Origin of the sequence: Enterobacter sp. ECC-019 (assembly GCF_043974075.1) — a bacterium.
GTDB classification, from domain to species: Bacteria; Pseudomonadota; Gammaproteobacteria; order Enterobacterales; family Enterobacteriaceae; genus Enterobacter; species Enterobacter asburiae_D.
This window is the reverse complement of record NZ_CP143759.1, coordinates 607,856-622,793: the sequence shown is the minus strand read 5'-3', so window position 1 is coordinate 622,793 and position 14,938 is coordinate 607,856. Positions and strand designations below refer to the sequence as shown.

Sequence of the window (14,938 nt, the reverse complement as noted above, 5' to 3'; positions counted from 1 at the left end):
CTGCGATTCGTGATCGCATTCATGGTTTTATTTTGACCAATCAGGTCTACTTTTTGCTGTAAATATGGACATGTCAGGACGCCATCCACGCCCTGATAAGGGCAGAGAGGTCTACTGGTGATCTACAAATCAATCGCCGACAGATTGCGGCTGCGGCTGAATTCGTCGGACTACAACATCGGCAGCCCGCTGCCGGGCGAAAAAGCGCTGGCGCAGGAGTTTGGCGTGGCGCGAATGACCATCCGCAAGGCGCTGGATCTGCTGGTGAGCTGGGGTCTGGTTGAGCGGCGGCACGGCAGCGGCACGTTTGTCTCGCGTAAAGACGTTCACCACGAAACCACTAACCTGACCGGGCTGGTGGAGGTGCTGCGCCAGCAGGGGAAAGAAGTACAGAGCAAGGTGCTGCAGTTCGAAGTGATGCCCGCCCCGCCCGCCATCGCCAGCCAGCTGCGGATTCAGGTGGATGAGCGGATCTATTTTTCACGTCGGGTGCGCTACGTGGACGGAAAGCCGCTGATGCTGGAGGACAGCTTTATGCCGGTGAAGCTGTTCCGCGACCTGTCTCTGGCGCATCTTGAAGGGTCAAAGTTTGATTACATCGAGAAGGAGTGCGGGATCACCATCAGCGGCAACTACGAGAGCCTGACACCGGTGCTGGCAGATAAAACGCTGGCTGGTTATATGAACCTGCCGGAACAGACGCCGCTACTGCGCATTACGTCTCTTTCCTACAGCGACAGCGGCGAGTTCCTCAATTATTCCGTCATGTTCCGAAATACCAGCGATTACCAGGTGGACTACCATCTGCGGCGCATCCACCCGGACGATCTGCTAGCTCATCCCCCAGAACAGCACCGCCAGTAGCTGCGGGGTAATGATGCGCAGGAACATCACCAGCGGGTAGACGGTGGCATAGGAGAGCGCGGCCGCACCGCTGGTGGCGTGCAGGTTGTTGGCAAAGGCCAGCGCGGGCGGATCGGTCATGGAACCCGCCAGCATGCCGCACAGGGTCAGGTAGTTCATTTTGGCGAACATCCGCGCCAGTATGCCCACCGTCAGCAGCGGGATAGCCGTGATAAATATGCCGTAACCGACCCAGCTCATCCCTTCGCCCTTGACCAGAGTATCGACAAAATCCCCGCCGGATTTCAGCCCGACCACCGCCAGGAATAGCACAATGCCCAGCTCGCGCAGCGCCAGGTTAGCGCTCGGCGGCATAAACCAGTAGAGCTTACCGATACAGCCGATACGCCCGAGGATCAGCGCCATAATCAGCGGCCCGCCCGCCAGACCCAGCTTGAGCGCCACCGGGAAGCCCGGCACGTACACAGGAATAGAGCCGAGCAACACGCCGAGCCCGATACCGATAAACACCGGCAGCATCTGCACCTGCTGCAGTTTTTGCTGGGCGTTACCCACCATATCCGCCACGGCGTCAATGGACGATGGCCGACCGACCAGATTGAGGATATCACCGAACTGCAGGCTGGCCTCCGGGCTGGCGACCAGCTCGACACCCGCTCGGTTAAGGCGGGAGATCACCACGTCGTAACGCTCTTTTACCTGTAGATCGCGTATTTTCTTCCCCAGAACCTGCTCGTTAGTCACCACCACGCGTTCCACGCGCATATCGGTGCCGCGGGTGGAGAGCGAGGTATCCACTTCCTGCCCAATCACCAGCCGCGCGTTGTTTAAATCGCCGGGCTGGCCGACCAGATGCAGTAGATCGCCTTGCTGAATGACGGTGCCGGGCGCGGGCACCATCAGCATATCGTCACGCTTAAGGCGGGAGCAGATGATATTGGCGCTGTTCAGGATCGGCACGTCCTGAATCGCCATATTGTTCAGGTTGGGGTTATCGACCCGAATGTTGATGGTTTTGATCGGCATATGGCCGTTGGTGAGCGTGGTTTCATGATCCTTCGCCTCTTTGTCGACGTTAATGCGAAACAGGACGCGTACCAGCCACATGGAGAGCAGAATGCCGCAAATCCCAAACGGATAGGCCATGGCGTAGCTCATCCCCATCTGGTCGACAATGCCGGGTTCGATACCCAAATCGCGCAGGATTTGCTGCCCGGCGCCGAGCGCGGGCGTGTTGGTGACCGCCCCGGAGAAAATGCCCAACACCACGGGCAGCGGGATATCGAAGATTTTGTGCAGGATCGCGGTGACCAGCCCGCCCATCACCACAATGCCGAGGGCAAACAGGTTGAGCCGTAATCCGGAGACCCGAAGTGAGGCGAAAAAGCCCGGTCCCACCTGAATACCGATGGTATAAACGAAGAGGATCAGGCCGAACTCCTGAGTAAAGTGGAGCATCTCGGCGCTGAGGACCAGCCCGAGCTTGTCGGCGAAGTGTCCGACAAAAATGCCGCCAAACAGCACCCCGCCTATCCCAAACCCGACGCCACGGATTTTGATATTCCCTATCCACAGGCCAACAACAGCGACCAGGGCCAACACGCTGACGGTTAACGCGATATCACTCATGATCCACTTCCTGTGCATAACCTTAGTTATACTAAGGATTCTCTCAGAGCCGGAGGCGATTGTATGGGCGATGGCGCACAAAAAAGCCCTGCCGGGGCAGGGCTTCGTGCAGTCTGTGAGTATTGTCGGGTGGCGGCTGCGCCTTACCCGACCTACAGGTTCGGCGGGCTTGTTAACTGTTTAACGCAGGCCGCTCGCTAATAGCGATACGCTGCGGCGCGATGGCTTCCGGCACGTTGCGGAGCAGGTCGATATGCAGCAGCCCGTTGGTAAACGTGGCGCCGGACACTTCCATATGGTCTGCCAGGGTAAAGCTCAGGCTAAACGGCTGATTAACCAGCCCCTGATGCAGCCATTTGGTCTCGGTTTCTTGTTTTTCCGGCGTCCCCTTCACGGTCAGGCGAGTACCTTCAAGCTGGATGTCCAGATCGTCCTGGCGGAAACCGGCCAGCGCAAGGGTAATGCGATAGTGGTTATCGTCGCTTTTTTCGATGTTGTACGGCGGAAACGTCTGTTGCTCGGTGGTGCTTTGCAGGGCGTTAGCCAGTTTGTCAAAACCAATCCACTGACGCAGCAGGGGGGATAAATCGTAGTTACGCATACTAAATCTCCTTCTGAGAAGCGAGTTCGGCACAGTTTAATTTTGTGCGCAGTTGTTCCTGCAAATCCTGATGGATTCGCATATGCTCCCGTTACGGCAAGCAATTCTGAGTGGGCCGCTCACGCGACCCGCGTAATTAGTTAATTTCGATACGGCGCGGTTTTTTCTCTTCCGGAATCACACGTTCCAGTTCGATAAACAGCAGGCCGTTAACCAGGTTCGCGCCTTTCACGTGAATGTTCTCGGCTAACTGGAACTTGCGTTCAAAGTTGCGCTCGGCGATGCCCTGATAAAGGTAGGTACGTTCTTTCTGCTCGGCCGCATGGGAACCTTTCACCACCAGCAGATTGTCCTGCGCGGTGATCTCCAGTTCGTTTTCTGCAAAACCGGCGACGGCAATGGCGATGCGGTAGTGGTTTTCGTCAACCAGCTCAACATTGTATGGAGGGTAGCCGTTGCTCTGGCTTTGGTTATTTTCTAAATGGTTAAACAGGCGGTCAAAACCAATTGCAGAACGGTATAGCGGAGAAAGATCGAAGTTACGCATAAATAAAACTCCTGAAATCAGCGAGAAATTGTAGCCTTCCACCATGGACAGGCCTTTGCGCCCCCGAACACCCATCAGGCGAGTTCGTTATCGGGCCACATTCTTAAAATGGGTCTGCAATCGGGCTTTTCAAGCACGACAGCTGCACTTTTTTTTGCACTTTCCGGCATCTCGCTTAGACTGGGACAACAGCACAAAGGGTTAAATTGCGATGGCTGCCACAGTGCGGGGTTATCGGGCTATCCATTTTGGATAAGGCCCGCTATAACCCTGAGTTGCAGGTCTATGCAGTGCCATTAACGATGACTGAGTGATGATGAAAAATGTTCTGATAAAGCTGACGACGTTCAGCGGGGTAGTTTTACTTTGCGGGTGCTCGAGCGTGATGTCTCACACCGGGGGTAAAGAAGGAACATATCCGGGGACGCGCGCCAGCGCGGCGATGATCTCTGATGACGATACAAACTGGGGCACCAAATCCCTGGTTATCCTGGATATGCCGTTTACGGCCGTGGCGGATACGCTTCTGCTACCGTGGGATATGTTTCGTAAGGACAACTCCGTGCGCTCACGGGTAGAAAAAAGCGAGCAGGAAAATCTGGCGACCAACGCCGTCATCCCGCCCGCAGAGATGCCTCCACGCTAGCGCTGCGCGGTTTCCGTTGCCCAAAGCTGACGGAAACCGTCTGTCTCTTCCATCCATGCAATAACGCGCCCGTCCGGGGAAAACACGACCGCATCAGCAGACGGCGGGTTGCCGTGATCGGACGTCAAAAACGTCACCTCTCCGGTCTGCGCGTCGCAGCAGGCGATCCTATTTTCGAGGACAAACCCCAGACGGTCGCCCGCAGGATGCCAGTTAAATGCAGACTGAATATCGCTCCGGGTGCGCGTCAGCTGGCGCGGCTCGCCGCCCTCAGGAGAGATCAGCCACAGCTGCACAATGCCGTTATCATCCTGCATCAGAAACGCGATCTGCGTCCCCTGCGGGTTGCTGCGAACCCAGTGGCGCGGCACGTTCACCAGGCCTGGATATGCCTTCTGATGCGTAAAGGTCAGACGACGCTGCATCACCCCGGCAGGCGGCGCTGGCAGGCTCTCTGCCGTACCCTGGAGCGGCTCATCGCCCGCCCGCTTCCAGCCCTGCTCGTCTTTCGGCAGGTCGACGATAAACAGTTCGGGTACTTTTTCGCCCTGCGCTGAGAGGGTATCGCCGATAAACGCCAGCCTGTCGTTGCCCACCCAGCCCTCTTCGTAAGCGCGGTTGATTTCATCGCTGCCCGGCTGTGGGTCAGGCGTCGTGCGGCTAACCAGCACGCTCCAGAAGGCTCCCGGATACTCACGGGGATGGTTCCCCTGCGGGTTCACCGGGCCGTAAGGCGCAGCCACGCCGACGTTGCGTAAATCAAGTTTAGGATCGCGCTCGTGCAGGACATAGTCGTTATAGGTAAAGCTGACGAGCTGCCCGTTCGGGCTGAAGACATGGACGTGGCTACCCCCGCGCAGCGCGCCTGCGGTGTAGGGCGCTGTGATATCCATCGCGTCAAGATTGCTCACCTGTCCGTTGCAGGCAATGACCCCCTGACGATGATGGAAATCGTAGTGCCAGTCTGCGTCCGGGTTTTTCGGGCCGTGGATAAAGACGTATTTGTCCTGTGCCGGATGAACGGTCACCACGCCAACATGCGCGCCGTCGGTGGCGCGATAAACCACCTCTACCTCCCCCGTACCGACATTGACCCGCTCGATGGTTTCGCCGGTGAACGACGCACCGGACGGGCGCACGTCGTAGACCAGCCACTGGCTGTCCGGCGTCCAGGTATTGATATTCGTGAGCTGATGATGGTGGGAGGCAAAGGTGATTTGTTTCATGAGGATACCCTGATGCGCAGTTATCGCATCAGGGTATCGCAAGCGGGTTTTTAGTTCAGCACAAACTTCTCAATGGCGTAAGCCACGCCGTCTTCGAGGTTGGATTTGGTCACAAAATTAGCCACTTCTTTCACCGACGGGATCGCGTTATCCATCGCCACGCCCATACCCGCGAACTCAATCATCGCGATGTCGTTTTCCTGGTCGCCCAGCGCCATGATCTCTTCCTGTTTAATCCCCAGCGCATCTGCGAGCGATTTCACGCCGGTGCCTTTATTGACGCGTTTATCGAGGATTTCGAGGAAGTACGGCGCACTTTTCAGCACGGTGTACTTCTCTTTTACCTCTGCCGGAATGCGCGCAATCGCTTTATCCAGGATCTCCGGCTCGTCGATCATCATCACTTTCAGGAACTGGGTCGCCGGGTCCATTTTCTCCGCCTCACAGAACACCAGCGGAATGGTCGCCACGTAGGATTCATGCACCGTGTAGTAGCTGATATCGCGGTTGGCGGTATAGAGCGTATTGCGATCGAGCGCGTGGAAGTGGGACCCCACTTCCCGGGACAGTTTTTCCAGGAACAGATAATCCTCGTAGCTCAGCGCGGTTTGCGCAACCGTACTGCCATCTGCGGCTTTCTGCACCAGCGCGCCGTTATAGGTGATGCAGTAGTCGCCCGGCTGATTCATGTGCAGCTCTTTCAGGTAGCTGTGTACGCCCGCATATGGACGCCCAGTGGTCAGTACCACATTCACGCCCTTTGCGCGCGCCGCGGCAATCGCGTTTTTAACGGCTGGAGAGATAGTGTGGTCTGGCAGCAGCAGCGTGCCGTCCATATCGATTGCAATAAGTTTGATAGCCATGAGTTCCCCGGAATAAATGAGTGCGGCCTCATGCTAACGCGATTAAGCACACAAAAATAGAGCTACATTGCGCAACAAAAGCCCCCTTTTACGCTTATCCCGGGGAACAAAGACTTACTCGCGGGTGAGAACGATTTTACCAAACGCCCCACGATCGAGGTGTTCAAACGCCTGTTCAAGCTCGTTAAAACGGTAGCTATGCTCAATCACCGGCTTCAGTCCGGTGACATCCACAGCGCGGACGAAATCTTCCAGCGCCCGGCGGTGCCCCACGCCGATCCCCTGAATGACAGGGGATTTCAGCAACAGTTCGCCAGCAGAGAGCGTAATCTCCGTCCCGGCCAGCACGCCAATAACGGAGATACGTCCGTGAACGGCAACGGCGCGCAGGGAGTGCTTCAGGTTCTCGCCCCCCACGGTTTCAATAATATGGTCGATGCCGCGATCCTGCGTGAGCGCCAGCGTATTTTCAGCCCAGTCGCCTTTCAGCCGGTTGATGCCCTGGCTGGCCCCCAGCGTTTTGGCCAGCGCCAGTTTTTCATCACTCCCCGAGGTGACAAACACCTCCGCACCGTGGGCTTTTGCAATTTGCAGGGCGAAAATCGCCACGCCACCCGTCCCCTGTACCAGCACCGATTGCCCGGCGCGCAGCTGGCCGCGTTCCACCAGCGCAAACCAGGCGGTAAGCCCTGCGCAGGGTAAGGTGCTGGCCTCGGCGTCATCCAGGGTCTCCGGGGAGGCCGCCAGCGCGTCTTCATTCACAATCACATACTCGGAAAGCATGCCCTGGAAGTATCCGCCGGACGTTTTATAGGGCAGATTGCGCGCGTCCGCCTGCGGCTTACCGTCGATCCACTCAGGGAAGAAGGTTGATATGACGCGCGCGCCGGGTTTGAAGCGCGTAACGCCTTCACCAATGCTGTCCACCACGCCCGCCATGTCAGACGCCGGGGTAAACGGGAAGGAAAGCGGGATCGGCATTGTGCCTTCAACAACCATTTTATCGCGATAGTTAAGCGCAACGGCATTCACCCGTACGCGCACTTCACCCGGGCCGGGCTGTGGAACGGGTTCCTTAATGAGCTTGAGGTTCTCGCGCCCGAGGGCGTCCATGGACCAGCGTTGCATTGTCTCTGTCATTTTATGTCTCCTGCCATCAGATGAACTTCAGTCCTGACAGTCTACCGTTGACTTAACGTCGCCAGTGGCGATAAGTTTTCTCTTTATTGACGCCATAATAGATACAATCTATGACCGATACGCTGAAGGATATTCCTGTTTTTGTGGCCGCCGTTGAGGCAGGAAGTTTTGCTCAGGCCGCCATTCGTCTGCATTTGTCACGCTCGGCGGTAGGAAAAAGCATTGCCCGCCTTGAAGAGCGGCTGGGGGTACGTCTTTTTCACCGCACCACCCGTAGCCAGAGTCTGACCGATAACGGCGCCCTTTTTTATGAACGCTGCCTGCGGGCGCTGGAGGAGATTCGAGGCGCAGAATCGCTGCTTGAAACAGGGAAACAGCAGGTCAGTGGCCGTCTGCGCGTTGCCATGCCGGTGCTGTTTGGTCGCCAGTGTGTCGCCCCGCTGCTGATAGCGCTGGCGCAGGAACACCCCGGGCTTGAACTGGAGATGTCATTCAGCGACCGCGTGGTGGATCTCGTCGAGGAAGGGTTTGATATGGCGGTGCGTAACGGCACGCTTCAGGACAGCAGCGTGCTGGTCGCCAGAAGACTGGGAGAACACCGCATGGTGCTGTGCGCCGCGCCGGATTATCTGCAGAAGAAAGGTCAGCCACAACGCGTTGATGATTTACCCCAGCATACGGCGATTAACTACCTGCGCGCAGGCAGAGTGTTGTCCTGGCAACTGATGGACAGCGAAGGAACGTCGCACACCTTTACGCCCCGATCGTCGCTCAATATGGATGATTTGCAGGCGATCTGCGACGCTGCGCTGGCCGGACACGGCATTGCATGGCTGCCCTGCTGGATGGTCGTCAAAGATATTCACCAGGGTAAACTCGTCCCGCTCCTGAAGCAGGCACCGGATGTGCATTTCGACGTTCATGCGGTGTGGCAGCAGACGCCGCATCTGCCGCTGAGGGTAAGAATAGCGATAGATACGCTGGCGAGCCGTTTACCATCCGTGATGTCGCTGGATATGCCTGCGCCCACAAAAAAGCCGCGCTAAAAGCGCGGCCAGTTATCGTGCGGTATAACGACGATTAAATATCGATATTCGCCGCTTTCAGGGCGTTCTCTTCAATGAAGGCACGACGTGGTTCAACCGCATCGCCCATCAGGGTCGTGAAAAGCTGGTCCGCAGCAATCGCGTCCTTAACGGTGACGCGCAGCATGCGGCGGCTTTCCGGATCCATGGTGGTTTCCCACAGCTGATCCGGGTTCATTTCGCCCAGACCTTTATAGCGCTGGATCGCAAGACCACGACGGGACTCTTTCACCAACCAGTCAAGCGCCTGCTCGAAGCTGGCTACCGGCTGACGACGTTCGCCACGTTCGATGAACGCATCGTCTTCGATCAGGCCGCGCAGCGTCTCGCCGAGCGTACAGATACGCCGATATTCCGGACCGGTCACAAACTCGTGTTCCAGCGGGTAGTCGGTATCAACGCCGTGGGTACGCACGCGAATAATAGGCTCGAACTGCTTATCGGCGTTCTGCTGGATATCGCATTTCCACATGCTGCCGTGCTGCTCTTTCTCGTTCAGATCGGTCACCAGGGCGTTCACCCAGCGGGTCACGGTCTGCTCGTCGCTCAGATCGGCTTCGGTCAGGGTTGGCTGATAAACCAACTCCTTCAGCAGCGTTTTCGGATAACGGCGTTCCATACGCGTGATCATTTTCTGCGTCGCGTTGAACTCGGACACCAGACGCTCCAGCGGCTCACCGGCCAGTGCAGGGGCGTGCGAGTTCGCATGCAGGGTCGCGCCATCAAGGGCGATTGCGATTTGGTACTGATCCATCGCTTCGTCGTCTTTAATGTACTGTTCCTGCTTGCCTTTCTTCACTTTATACAGCGGCGGCTGTGCAATGTAGACGTGGCCACGTTCAACGATTTCAGGCATCTGACGATAGAAGAAGGTCAACAGCAGCGTACGAATGTGCGAGCCGTCGACGTCCGCATCGGTCATGATGATGATGCTGTGGTAGCGGAGTTTGTCCGGGTTGTACTCATCACGGCCGATGCCGCAGCCCAGCGCAGTGATGAGGGTCGCCACTTCCTGAGAAGAGAGCATCTTGTCGAAACGGGCTTTCTCAACGTTGAGGATTTTACCCTTCAGCGGCAGAATCGCCTGGTTCTTACGGTTACGGCCCTGCTTCGCAGAACCGCCCGCGGAGTCCCCTTCCACGAGGTACAGTTCAGACAGCGCCGGGTCGCGTTCCTGGCAGTCAGCCAGTTTGCCCGGCAGGCCTGCTAAGTCCAGCGCGCCTTTACGACGGGTCATTTCACGGGCTTTACGCGCCGCTTCACGGGCACGCGCCGCATCAATAATTTTGCCCACCACGATTTTCGCGTCGGACGGGTTTTCCAGCAGGTATTCGCTCAGCAGTTCGTTCATCTGCTGCTCAACCGCCGATTTCACCTCGGAAGAGACCAGCTTGTCTTTGGTCTGTGAGGAGAACTTTGGATCCGGCACCTTCACGGAGACAACGGCAATCAGGCCTTCACGGGCATCATCACCGGTGGCGCTAACTTTCGCTTTCTTGCTGTAGCCTTCTTTGTCCATGTAGGCGTTCAGGGTACGGGTCATCGCCGCACGGAAGCCTGCAAGGTGAGTACCGCCGTCACGCTGTGGAATGTTGTTGGTGAAGCAGTAGATGTTTTCCTGGAAACCGTCGTTCCACTGCAGCGCTACTTCCACGCCGATACCGTCTTTTTCGGTGGAGAAATAGAAGATATTCGGGTGAATTGGCGTTTTGTTCTTGTTCAGATACTCAACGAACGCTTTGATACCGCCTTCGTAATGGAAGTGGTCTTCTTTGCCGTCACGCTTGTCTTTCAGGCGGATAGAGACGCCGGAGTTCAGGAACGACAGTTCACGCAGGCGTTTCGCCAGGATGTCGTACTCGAATTCGGTGACGTTGGTGAAGGTTTCATGGCTCGGCCAGAAACGCACCATGGTACCGGTTTTGTCGGTATCGCCGGTAACGGCCAGCGGTGCCTGCGGCACGCCGTGCGTATAGAGCTGACGGTGAATTTTGCCTTCGCGCTGGATAACCAGCTCCAGCTTCTGCGACAGGGCGTTAACCACGGAAACGCCTACGCCGTGCAGGCCGCCAGAAACCTTATAGGAGTTATCGTCGAACTTACCGCCTGCGTGCAGCACGGTCATGATCACTTCCGCGGCAGAGACGCCCTCTTCCGGGTGAATACCGGTTGGGATGCCACGACCATCATCGGTGACGGAGACGGAGTTGTCCGCATGGATGGTGACCACGATGTCTTTACAGTGACCCGCGAGCGCTTCGTCGATAGCGTTATCTACCACCTCGAATACCATGTGGTGCAGACCGGTGCCGTCATCCGTGTCGCCGATATACATACCCGGGCGCTTACGCACCGCATCCAGCCCTTTCAGGACTTTGATACTGGAGGAGTCATAAGAATTCGACATCAACGTTTCTCGCTCATTTCAACTTGGGTTAATCCGTTATTTTACCCTTTTCCACGGTAAACATCTTCGAATTTTCGTCCGACATGTCTATAACGTGTTCAGCGCTAATGGCGCTGACGAAAACCTGCGACTGCGTGGCTTTTAAGCGGCTGGCAAGCAGTCCGCGCCGCGCGTCGTCAAGTTCCGAGGCAAAATCATCTATCAGGTACAGGCAGCGTCTTCCGCTCTCGCGGGTGAGAAACTCTCCCTGTGCCAGGCGCAGCGCACACATCAGGAGCTTGAGCTGCCCGCGCGACAGCGTGTCTTCCACCGGCGCACCGTCGGCACGAATGCGGAAATCCGCCTTGTGCGGGCCGTGCGCGGTGTAGGTCAACATGCGGTCGCGCTCGAAGTTTCTCTCTAACACCTCGGCATAATCCGTCTCTTTCTCCCAGCCGCGCTGGAAGGAGAAGGTGAGAGAGAATTCGGGTAAAAACTGTTTGCAGGTGTCGGCCATGTCTTCGGCGATACCTGCGCTGTATTCGGCACGCCAGCGGCTGATTTGTTCCGCGAGAGGGATTAATTCCATATCCCACGGACGCAGCTGGGCGTAGCGTGTTACCTGGCGCAACGCGGCGTTACGCTGCTTGAGCAGGCGCTTCAGGTTGCTCCAGGCGTTAAAGAATCCGGCTTCGTTGTGAAAGCATCCCCAGTCGAGGAACGCTCTTCTGTATTTGGGGCCGCCGTTGAGTAAAGTAAACCCCTCCGGCGTAATCAGCTGCATTGGCATCAGCAGCGCCAGCTCCGCCACTTTATGGCCGTCGGTGCCGTCGATGCGCACCTTGCTGTCGCCCTGCTTGTCTTTGGTCAGGCCGATGGCGGTTTCCCGCTCCGCCCCCTGCAAACGACCGTGCAGAACAAAGGATTCCTGCTCGTGGCGAATGACGCGACCAATCTGCAAACTGCGAAACGCCCGACCGTGGCCGAGCGTATAGATGGCTTCCAGCACGCTGGTTTTGCCGCTGCCGTTTGCGCCAACCAGGAAGTTAAAGCCAGGGGATAAAGCGAGATCCGCGCTTTCGATATTGCGAAAGTCGCGGATCAACAGACGGGTGAGCGACATTACAGTCTCATTGGCATGACAACATAAGCCGCGCTTTGGCTGGCCGCATCTTCAATCTGTACGCTTGAAACGGAGTCGGTCAGCAGAATGCGAACGTTCTCGCATTTCAGTGCATTCAGCACATCCAGCACGTAGCTGACGTTAAAGCCGATTTCCATCTCGGTTCCGGCGTAGGTGACGTCCAGAATTTCTTCTGCCTCTTCCTGCTCCGGGTTGTTAGCGGTGATTTTGATCTGGTTTTCACTCACGTACAGGCGCACGCCGCGGAATTTCTCGTTAGAGAGGATCGCGGCACGGGCAAAGGCCTGCTTGAGGCTGTCGCAGCCTGCTTCCAGCGTTTTGTCCGGGTTCTTCGGCAATACGCGGCGATAATCCGGGAAACGACCGTCAACCAGCTTAGACGTGAAGACAAAATCACCCACGTGTGCGCGGATGTTGTTGCTGCCGATCTGCACGCGCAGCGGCGTGTCGCCACCGTCGAGCATACGCATCAGCTCAATCACCCCTTTACGCGGCACGATCACCGAATGGTTTGGCAGTGAGTCGCCAATCGGCATAGAACAGACCGCCAGACGGTGGCCGTCGGTGGCTACGGTACGCAGCTCTTCACCTTCGGTTTCGAACAGCATGCCGTTTAAGTAGTAACGAACGTCCTGATGCGCCATGGAGAACTGCGTGGCTTCAATCAGACGCTTCATCGTCGCCTGCGGCAGAGTGAATTCAACTTCGCTCTGCCAGTCGTCCAGGTTCGGGAAATCTGCAGCAGGCAGCGTGGAGAGCGAGAAACGGCTGCGGCCAGAGCGCACCAGCATACGGTCGCCTTCCAGCTGCACGGCGATTTCAGCGCCTTCCGGCAGCCCACGGCAGATGTCAAAGAATTTACGTGCCGGAACCGTGGTCGCGCCCGCGTCGTGCGGCTGCGTCAGCGTAACGCGCGCGATCATTTCCATTTCCAGATCTGTACCGGTCAGCGACAGCGTACCGTCCGCGACCTGAAGCAGCAGGTTTCCGAGAATAGGCAGCGTTGGGCGGCCACCTAATGGGCCACTCACCTGTTGCAGCGGTTTTAATAAATGTTCACGTTCAACGGTAAATTTCATAGCGTCACGATGATAATGTTCTGATTAAATTGGAAAAATCTTCTTTTATGTCGTGGCTTTCTTCGCGTAACTGCTCAATCTTACGACAAGCGTGCAGCACGGTCGTATGGTCACGGCCACCAAACGCATCCCCGATTTCCGGCAGACTGTGGTTGGTTAACTCCTTTGCCAGCGCCATCGCCATCTGACGCGGACGCGCCACCGAGCGGGAACGACGTTTAGACAGTAAATCTGCCACTTTGATCTTGTAGTACTCAGCCACCGTCTTTTGAATATTGTCGATAGTGACTAGTTTTTCCTGCAATGCCAGCAAATCGCGCAGCGCTTCACGCACAAAATCGATGGTGATCGCACGACCGGTGAAGTTGGCATTGGCGATAACGCGGTTCAGTGCCCCTTCCAGCTCGCGCACGTTGGAGCGCAGACGCTTGGCAATGAAGAACGCCACTTCGCCCGGCAGGCGAATGTCGTTTTCATCGGCTTTCTTCATCAGGATCGCGACGCGGGTTTCCAGCTCCGGTGGCTCGATCGCCACGGTCAGGCCCCAGCCGAAGCGGGATTTCAGACGATCTTCAACACCGTTGATCTCTTTTGGATAGCGATCCGAGGTCAAAATAATCTGCTGATTACCTTCCAGCAGGGCATTGAAGGTGTGGAAAAACTCTTCCTGCGATCGTTCTTTATTGGCAAAGAACTGGATGTCATCGATGAGCAGCGCGTCAACGGAACGATAGTAGCGTTTAAACTCTTCGATCGCATTGTTTTGCAGGGCTTTTACCATGTCCTGAACGAAGCGCTCGGAGTGCATATACACCACTTTGGCATTGGGCTTGCGCGCCATAATGCCGTTGCCCACCGCATGCAGCAGGTGCGTTTTACCCAGGCCCGTGCCGCCATAAAGGAACAGCGGGTTGTAGGCCCCACCGGGATTATCAGCAACCTGACGAGCCGCCGCGCGCGCCAGCTGGTTCGACTTACCTTCAACGAAGTTATCGAACGTGTGTTTCACGTTAACGTTAGAGCGGTAGGTTGGCTCAGCCGGTGCAGGGACATTATCCCAGCCCTGACGAGCAGGTGCGACGCGAGGGGCCGGAGCAGGAGCGGCCTGAGCAGGCGCTGCTACGTTCACGGTTTCACGAACGGTTTGGGTGACCGGCTTTGTGCCCACTTCAAAGCGCAGCTGCGGGGCATCTGACCCGCAGAAATCGTTTAGCAGTCCATTGATGTTATTAAGGTACTTGTCCCTTACCCAATCGAGCACAAAACGGTTTGGCGCATACAAAGCCAGCGTGTTATCGCTCAGTTCCGCCTGCAACGGGCGGATCCACATACTGAATTCTGTGGCTGGTAACTCATCCTGCAATCGGGCAAGACACTGCTGCCAAAGCGAAAGTGACACGGCGGACTCCACTCGAACAATAAAAGAAAACTATTGAATATTCATGATTGTTGGCGCACATCGACATGACCCAATGAGGGTGATGTGCGAACCGCTATCTGCGGTTATACCCGGCCAGGATCGCTGGATCCCGATCGGGACCGCGGATCATAGCCTAAACTGAGCCAGAGATCTTCTGTTTCTCACAGATTCTTCCCGATTTATCCACAGGAAGATCCGAAACCGGGTAAGTGTAAACGATCCTGACGCGAGTGCCCCGCGATTTAGTCCGCATATTGGAAAAATTAATGAGCACAGACAATTTATTGCTTAAATGATCTAACGAAGAT

Annotated in this window: 13 protein-coding genes and 1 other annotated feature; of the genes, 3 read left to right on the top strand and 10 right to left on the bottom strand. The window is 56.5% G+C overall.

The annotated features are described in order from the left end of the window. The first annotated feature begins 117 nt into the window (after positions 1-117). Positions 118-864: a GntR family transcriptional regulator gene (locus V1566_RS03020; RefSeq protein WP_395305010.1), complete on the top strand. Its 747-nt coding sequence runs from the start codon at positions 118-120 to the stop codon at positions 862-864. Here V1566_RS03020 and V1566_RS03015 read toward each other — a convergent pair. The 3 genes from V1566_RS03015 to ibpA all read right to left on the bottom strand — a co-directional run bounded on the left by V1566_RS03015 (position 832) and on the right by ibpA (position 3,641). Next, positions 832-2,493, bottom strand: a complete 1,662-nt coding sequence (locus tag V1566_RS03015; protein ID WP_063145118.1) for a putative transporter — start codon at positions 2,491-2,493, stop codon at positions 832-834. The genes V1566_RS03020 and V1566_RS03015 overlap by 33 nt on opposite strands. Before the next feature lie 172 nt (positions 2,494-2,665). Then, a complete protein-coding gene (ibpB, locus tag V1566_RS03010) occupies positions 2,666-3,094 on the bottom strand; it encodes a small heat shock chaperone IbpB (protein ID WP_010426545.1) in 429 nt (142 codons plus the stop codon). Between the two features lie 136 nt (positions 3,095-3,230). Then, the gene (gene ibpA, locus V1566_RS03005; protein ID WP_010426546.1) at positions 3,231-3,641 is read right to left on the bottom strand and encodes a small heat shock chaperone IbpA; all 411 of its coding nucleotides are present in this window, start codon (positions 3,639-3,641) and stop codon (positions 3,231-3,233) included. After that, positions 3,635-3,706 (bottom strand) — a sequence feature (ROSE (Repression Of Heat Shock gene Expression) occurs in the 5'-region of heat shock genes and acts as an RNA thermometer to modulate expression.). (Overlaps the previous gene by 7 nt.) 248 nt (positions 3,707-3,954) lie before the next feature. Here ibpA and V1566_RS03000 point away from each other — a divergent pair. Further along, on the top strand, positions 3,955-4,287 hold the full coding sequence (locus tag V1566_RS03000) for a YceK/YidQ family lipoprotein (protein WP_024907391.1): 333 nt from the start codon (positions 3,955-3,957) through the stop codon (positions 4,285-4,287). Here V1566_RS03000 and V1566_RS02995 read toward each other — a convergent pair. The 3 genes from V1566_RS02995 to V1566_RS02985 form a co-directional block, all read right to left on the bottom strand. Beyond that, a complete protein-coding gene (locus V1566_RS02995) occupies positions 4,284-5,513 on the bottom strand; it encodes a DUF3748 domain-containing protein (RefSeq protein ID WP_395305009.1) in 1,230 nt (409 codons plus the stop codon). The genes V1566_RS03000 and V1566_RS02995 overlap by 4 nt on opposite strands. Positions 5,514-5,563: 50 nt before the next feature. Next, complete coding sequence (gene yidA / locus V1566_RS02990) at positions 5,564-6,376, bottom strand: sugar-phosphatase (protein WP_048981402.1); 813 nt, start codon at positions 6,374-6,376, stop codon at positions 5,564-5,566. Positions 6,377-6,490: 114 nt separating this feature from the next. Beyond that, the gene (locus V1566_RS02985) at positions 6,491-7,516 is read right to left on the bottom strand and encodes an NAD(P)-dependent alcohol dehydrogenase (protein WP_395305008.1); all 1,026 of its coding nucleotides are present in this window, start codon (positions 7,514-7,516) and stop codon (positions 6,491-6,493) included. 110 nt (positions 7,517-7,626) lie between these two features. Here V1566_RS02985 and V1566_RS02980 point away from each other — a divergent pair, with 110 nt between their 5' ends. Further along, positions 7,627-8,562 (top strand): LysR family transcriptional regulator, encoded by a 936-nt coding sequence (locus V1566_RS02980; protein ID WP_395305007.1) that lies wholly within the window; start codon positions 7,627-7,629, stop codon positions 8,560-8,562. A 34-nt stretch (positions 8,563-8,596) separates the two neighbouring features. Here V1566_RS02980 and gyrB read toward each other — a convergent pair whose 3' ends face one another. From gyrB to dnaA, 4 genes are read right to left on the bottom strand one after another with little or no spacing between them, the layout of a single operon-like run. Further along, positions 8,597-11,008: a DNA topoisomerase (ATP-hydrolyzing) subunit B gene (gyrB, locus tag V1566_RS02975; RefSeq protein ID WP_029741443.1), complete on the bottom strand. Its 2,412-nt coding sequence runs from the start codon at positions 11,006-11,008 to the stop codon at positions 8,597-8,599. A 28-nt stretch (positions 11,009-11,036) separates the two neighbouring features. Next, positions 11,037-12,110, bottom strand: coding sequence for a DNA replication/repair protein RecF (gene recF / locus V1566_RS02970; RefSeq protein ID WP_032648574.1), 1,074 nt, complete (start codon positions 12,108-12,110; stop codon positions 11,037-11,039). Then, positions 12,110-13,210 carry a DNA polymerase III subunit beta gene (gene dnaN / locus V1566_RS02965; RefSeq protein WP_010426557.1) on the bottom strand — a complete coding sequence of 367 codons (1,101 nt, stop codon included), beginning with the start codon at positions 13,208-13,210 and terminating at the stop codon, positions 12,110-12,112. Before dnaN ends, recF begins: the two co-directional genes overlap by 1 nt. A gap of 4 nt (positions 13,211-13,214) precedes the next feature. Further along, positions 13,215-14,609 carry a chromosomal replication initiator protein DnaA gene (gene dnaA, locus V1566_RS02960; protein ID WP_010426558.1) on the bottom strand — a complete coding sequence of 465 codons (1,395 nt, stop codon included), beginning with the start codon at positions 14,607-14,609 and terminating at the stop codon, positions 13,215-13,217. Between the last annotated feature and the right edge of the window lie 329 nt (positions 14,610-14,938).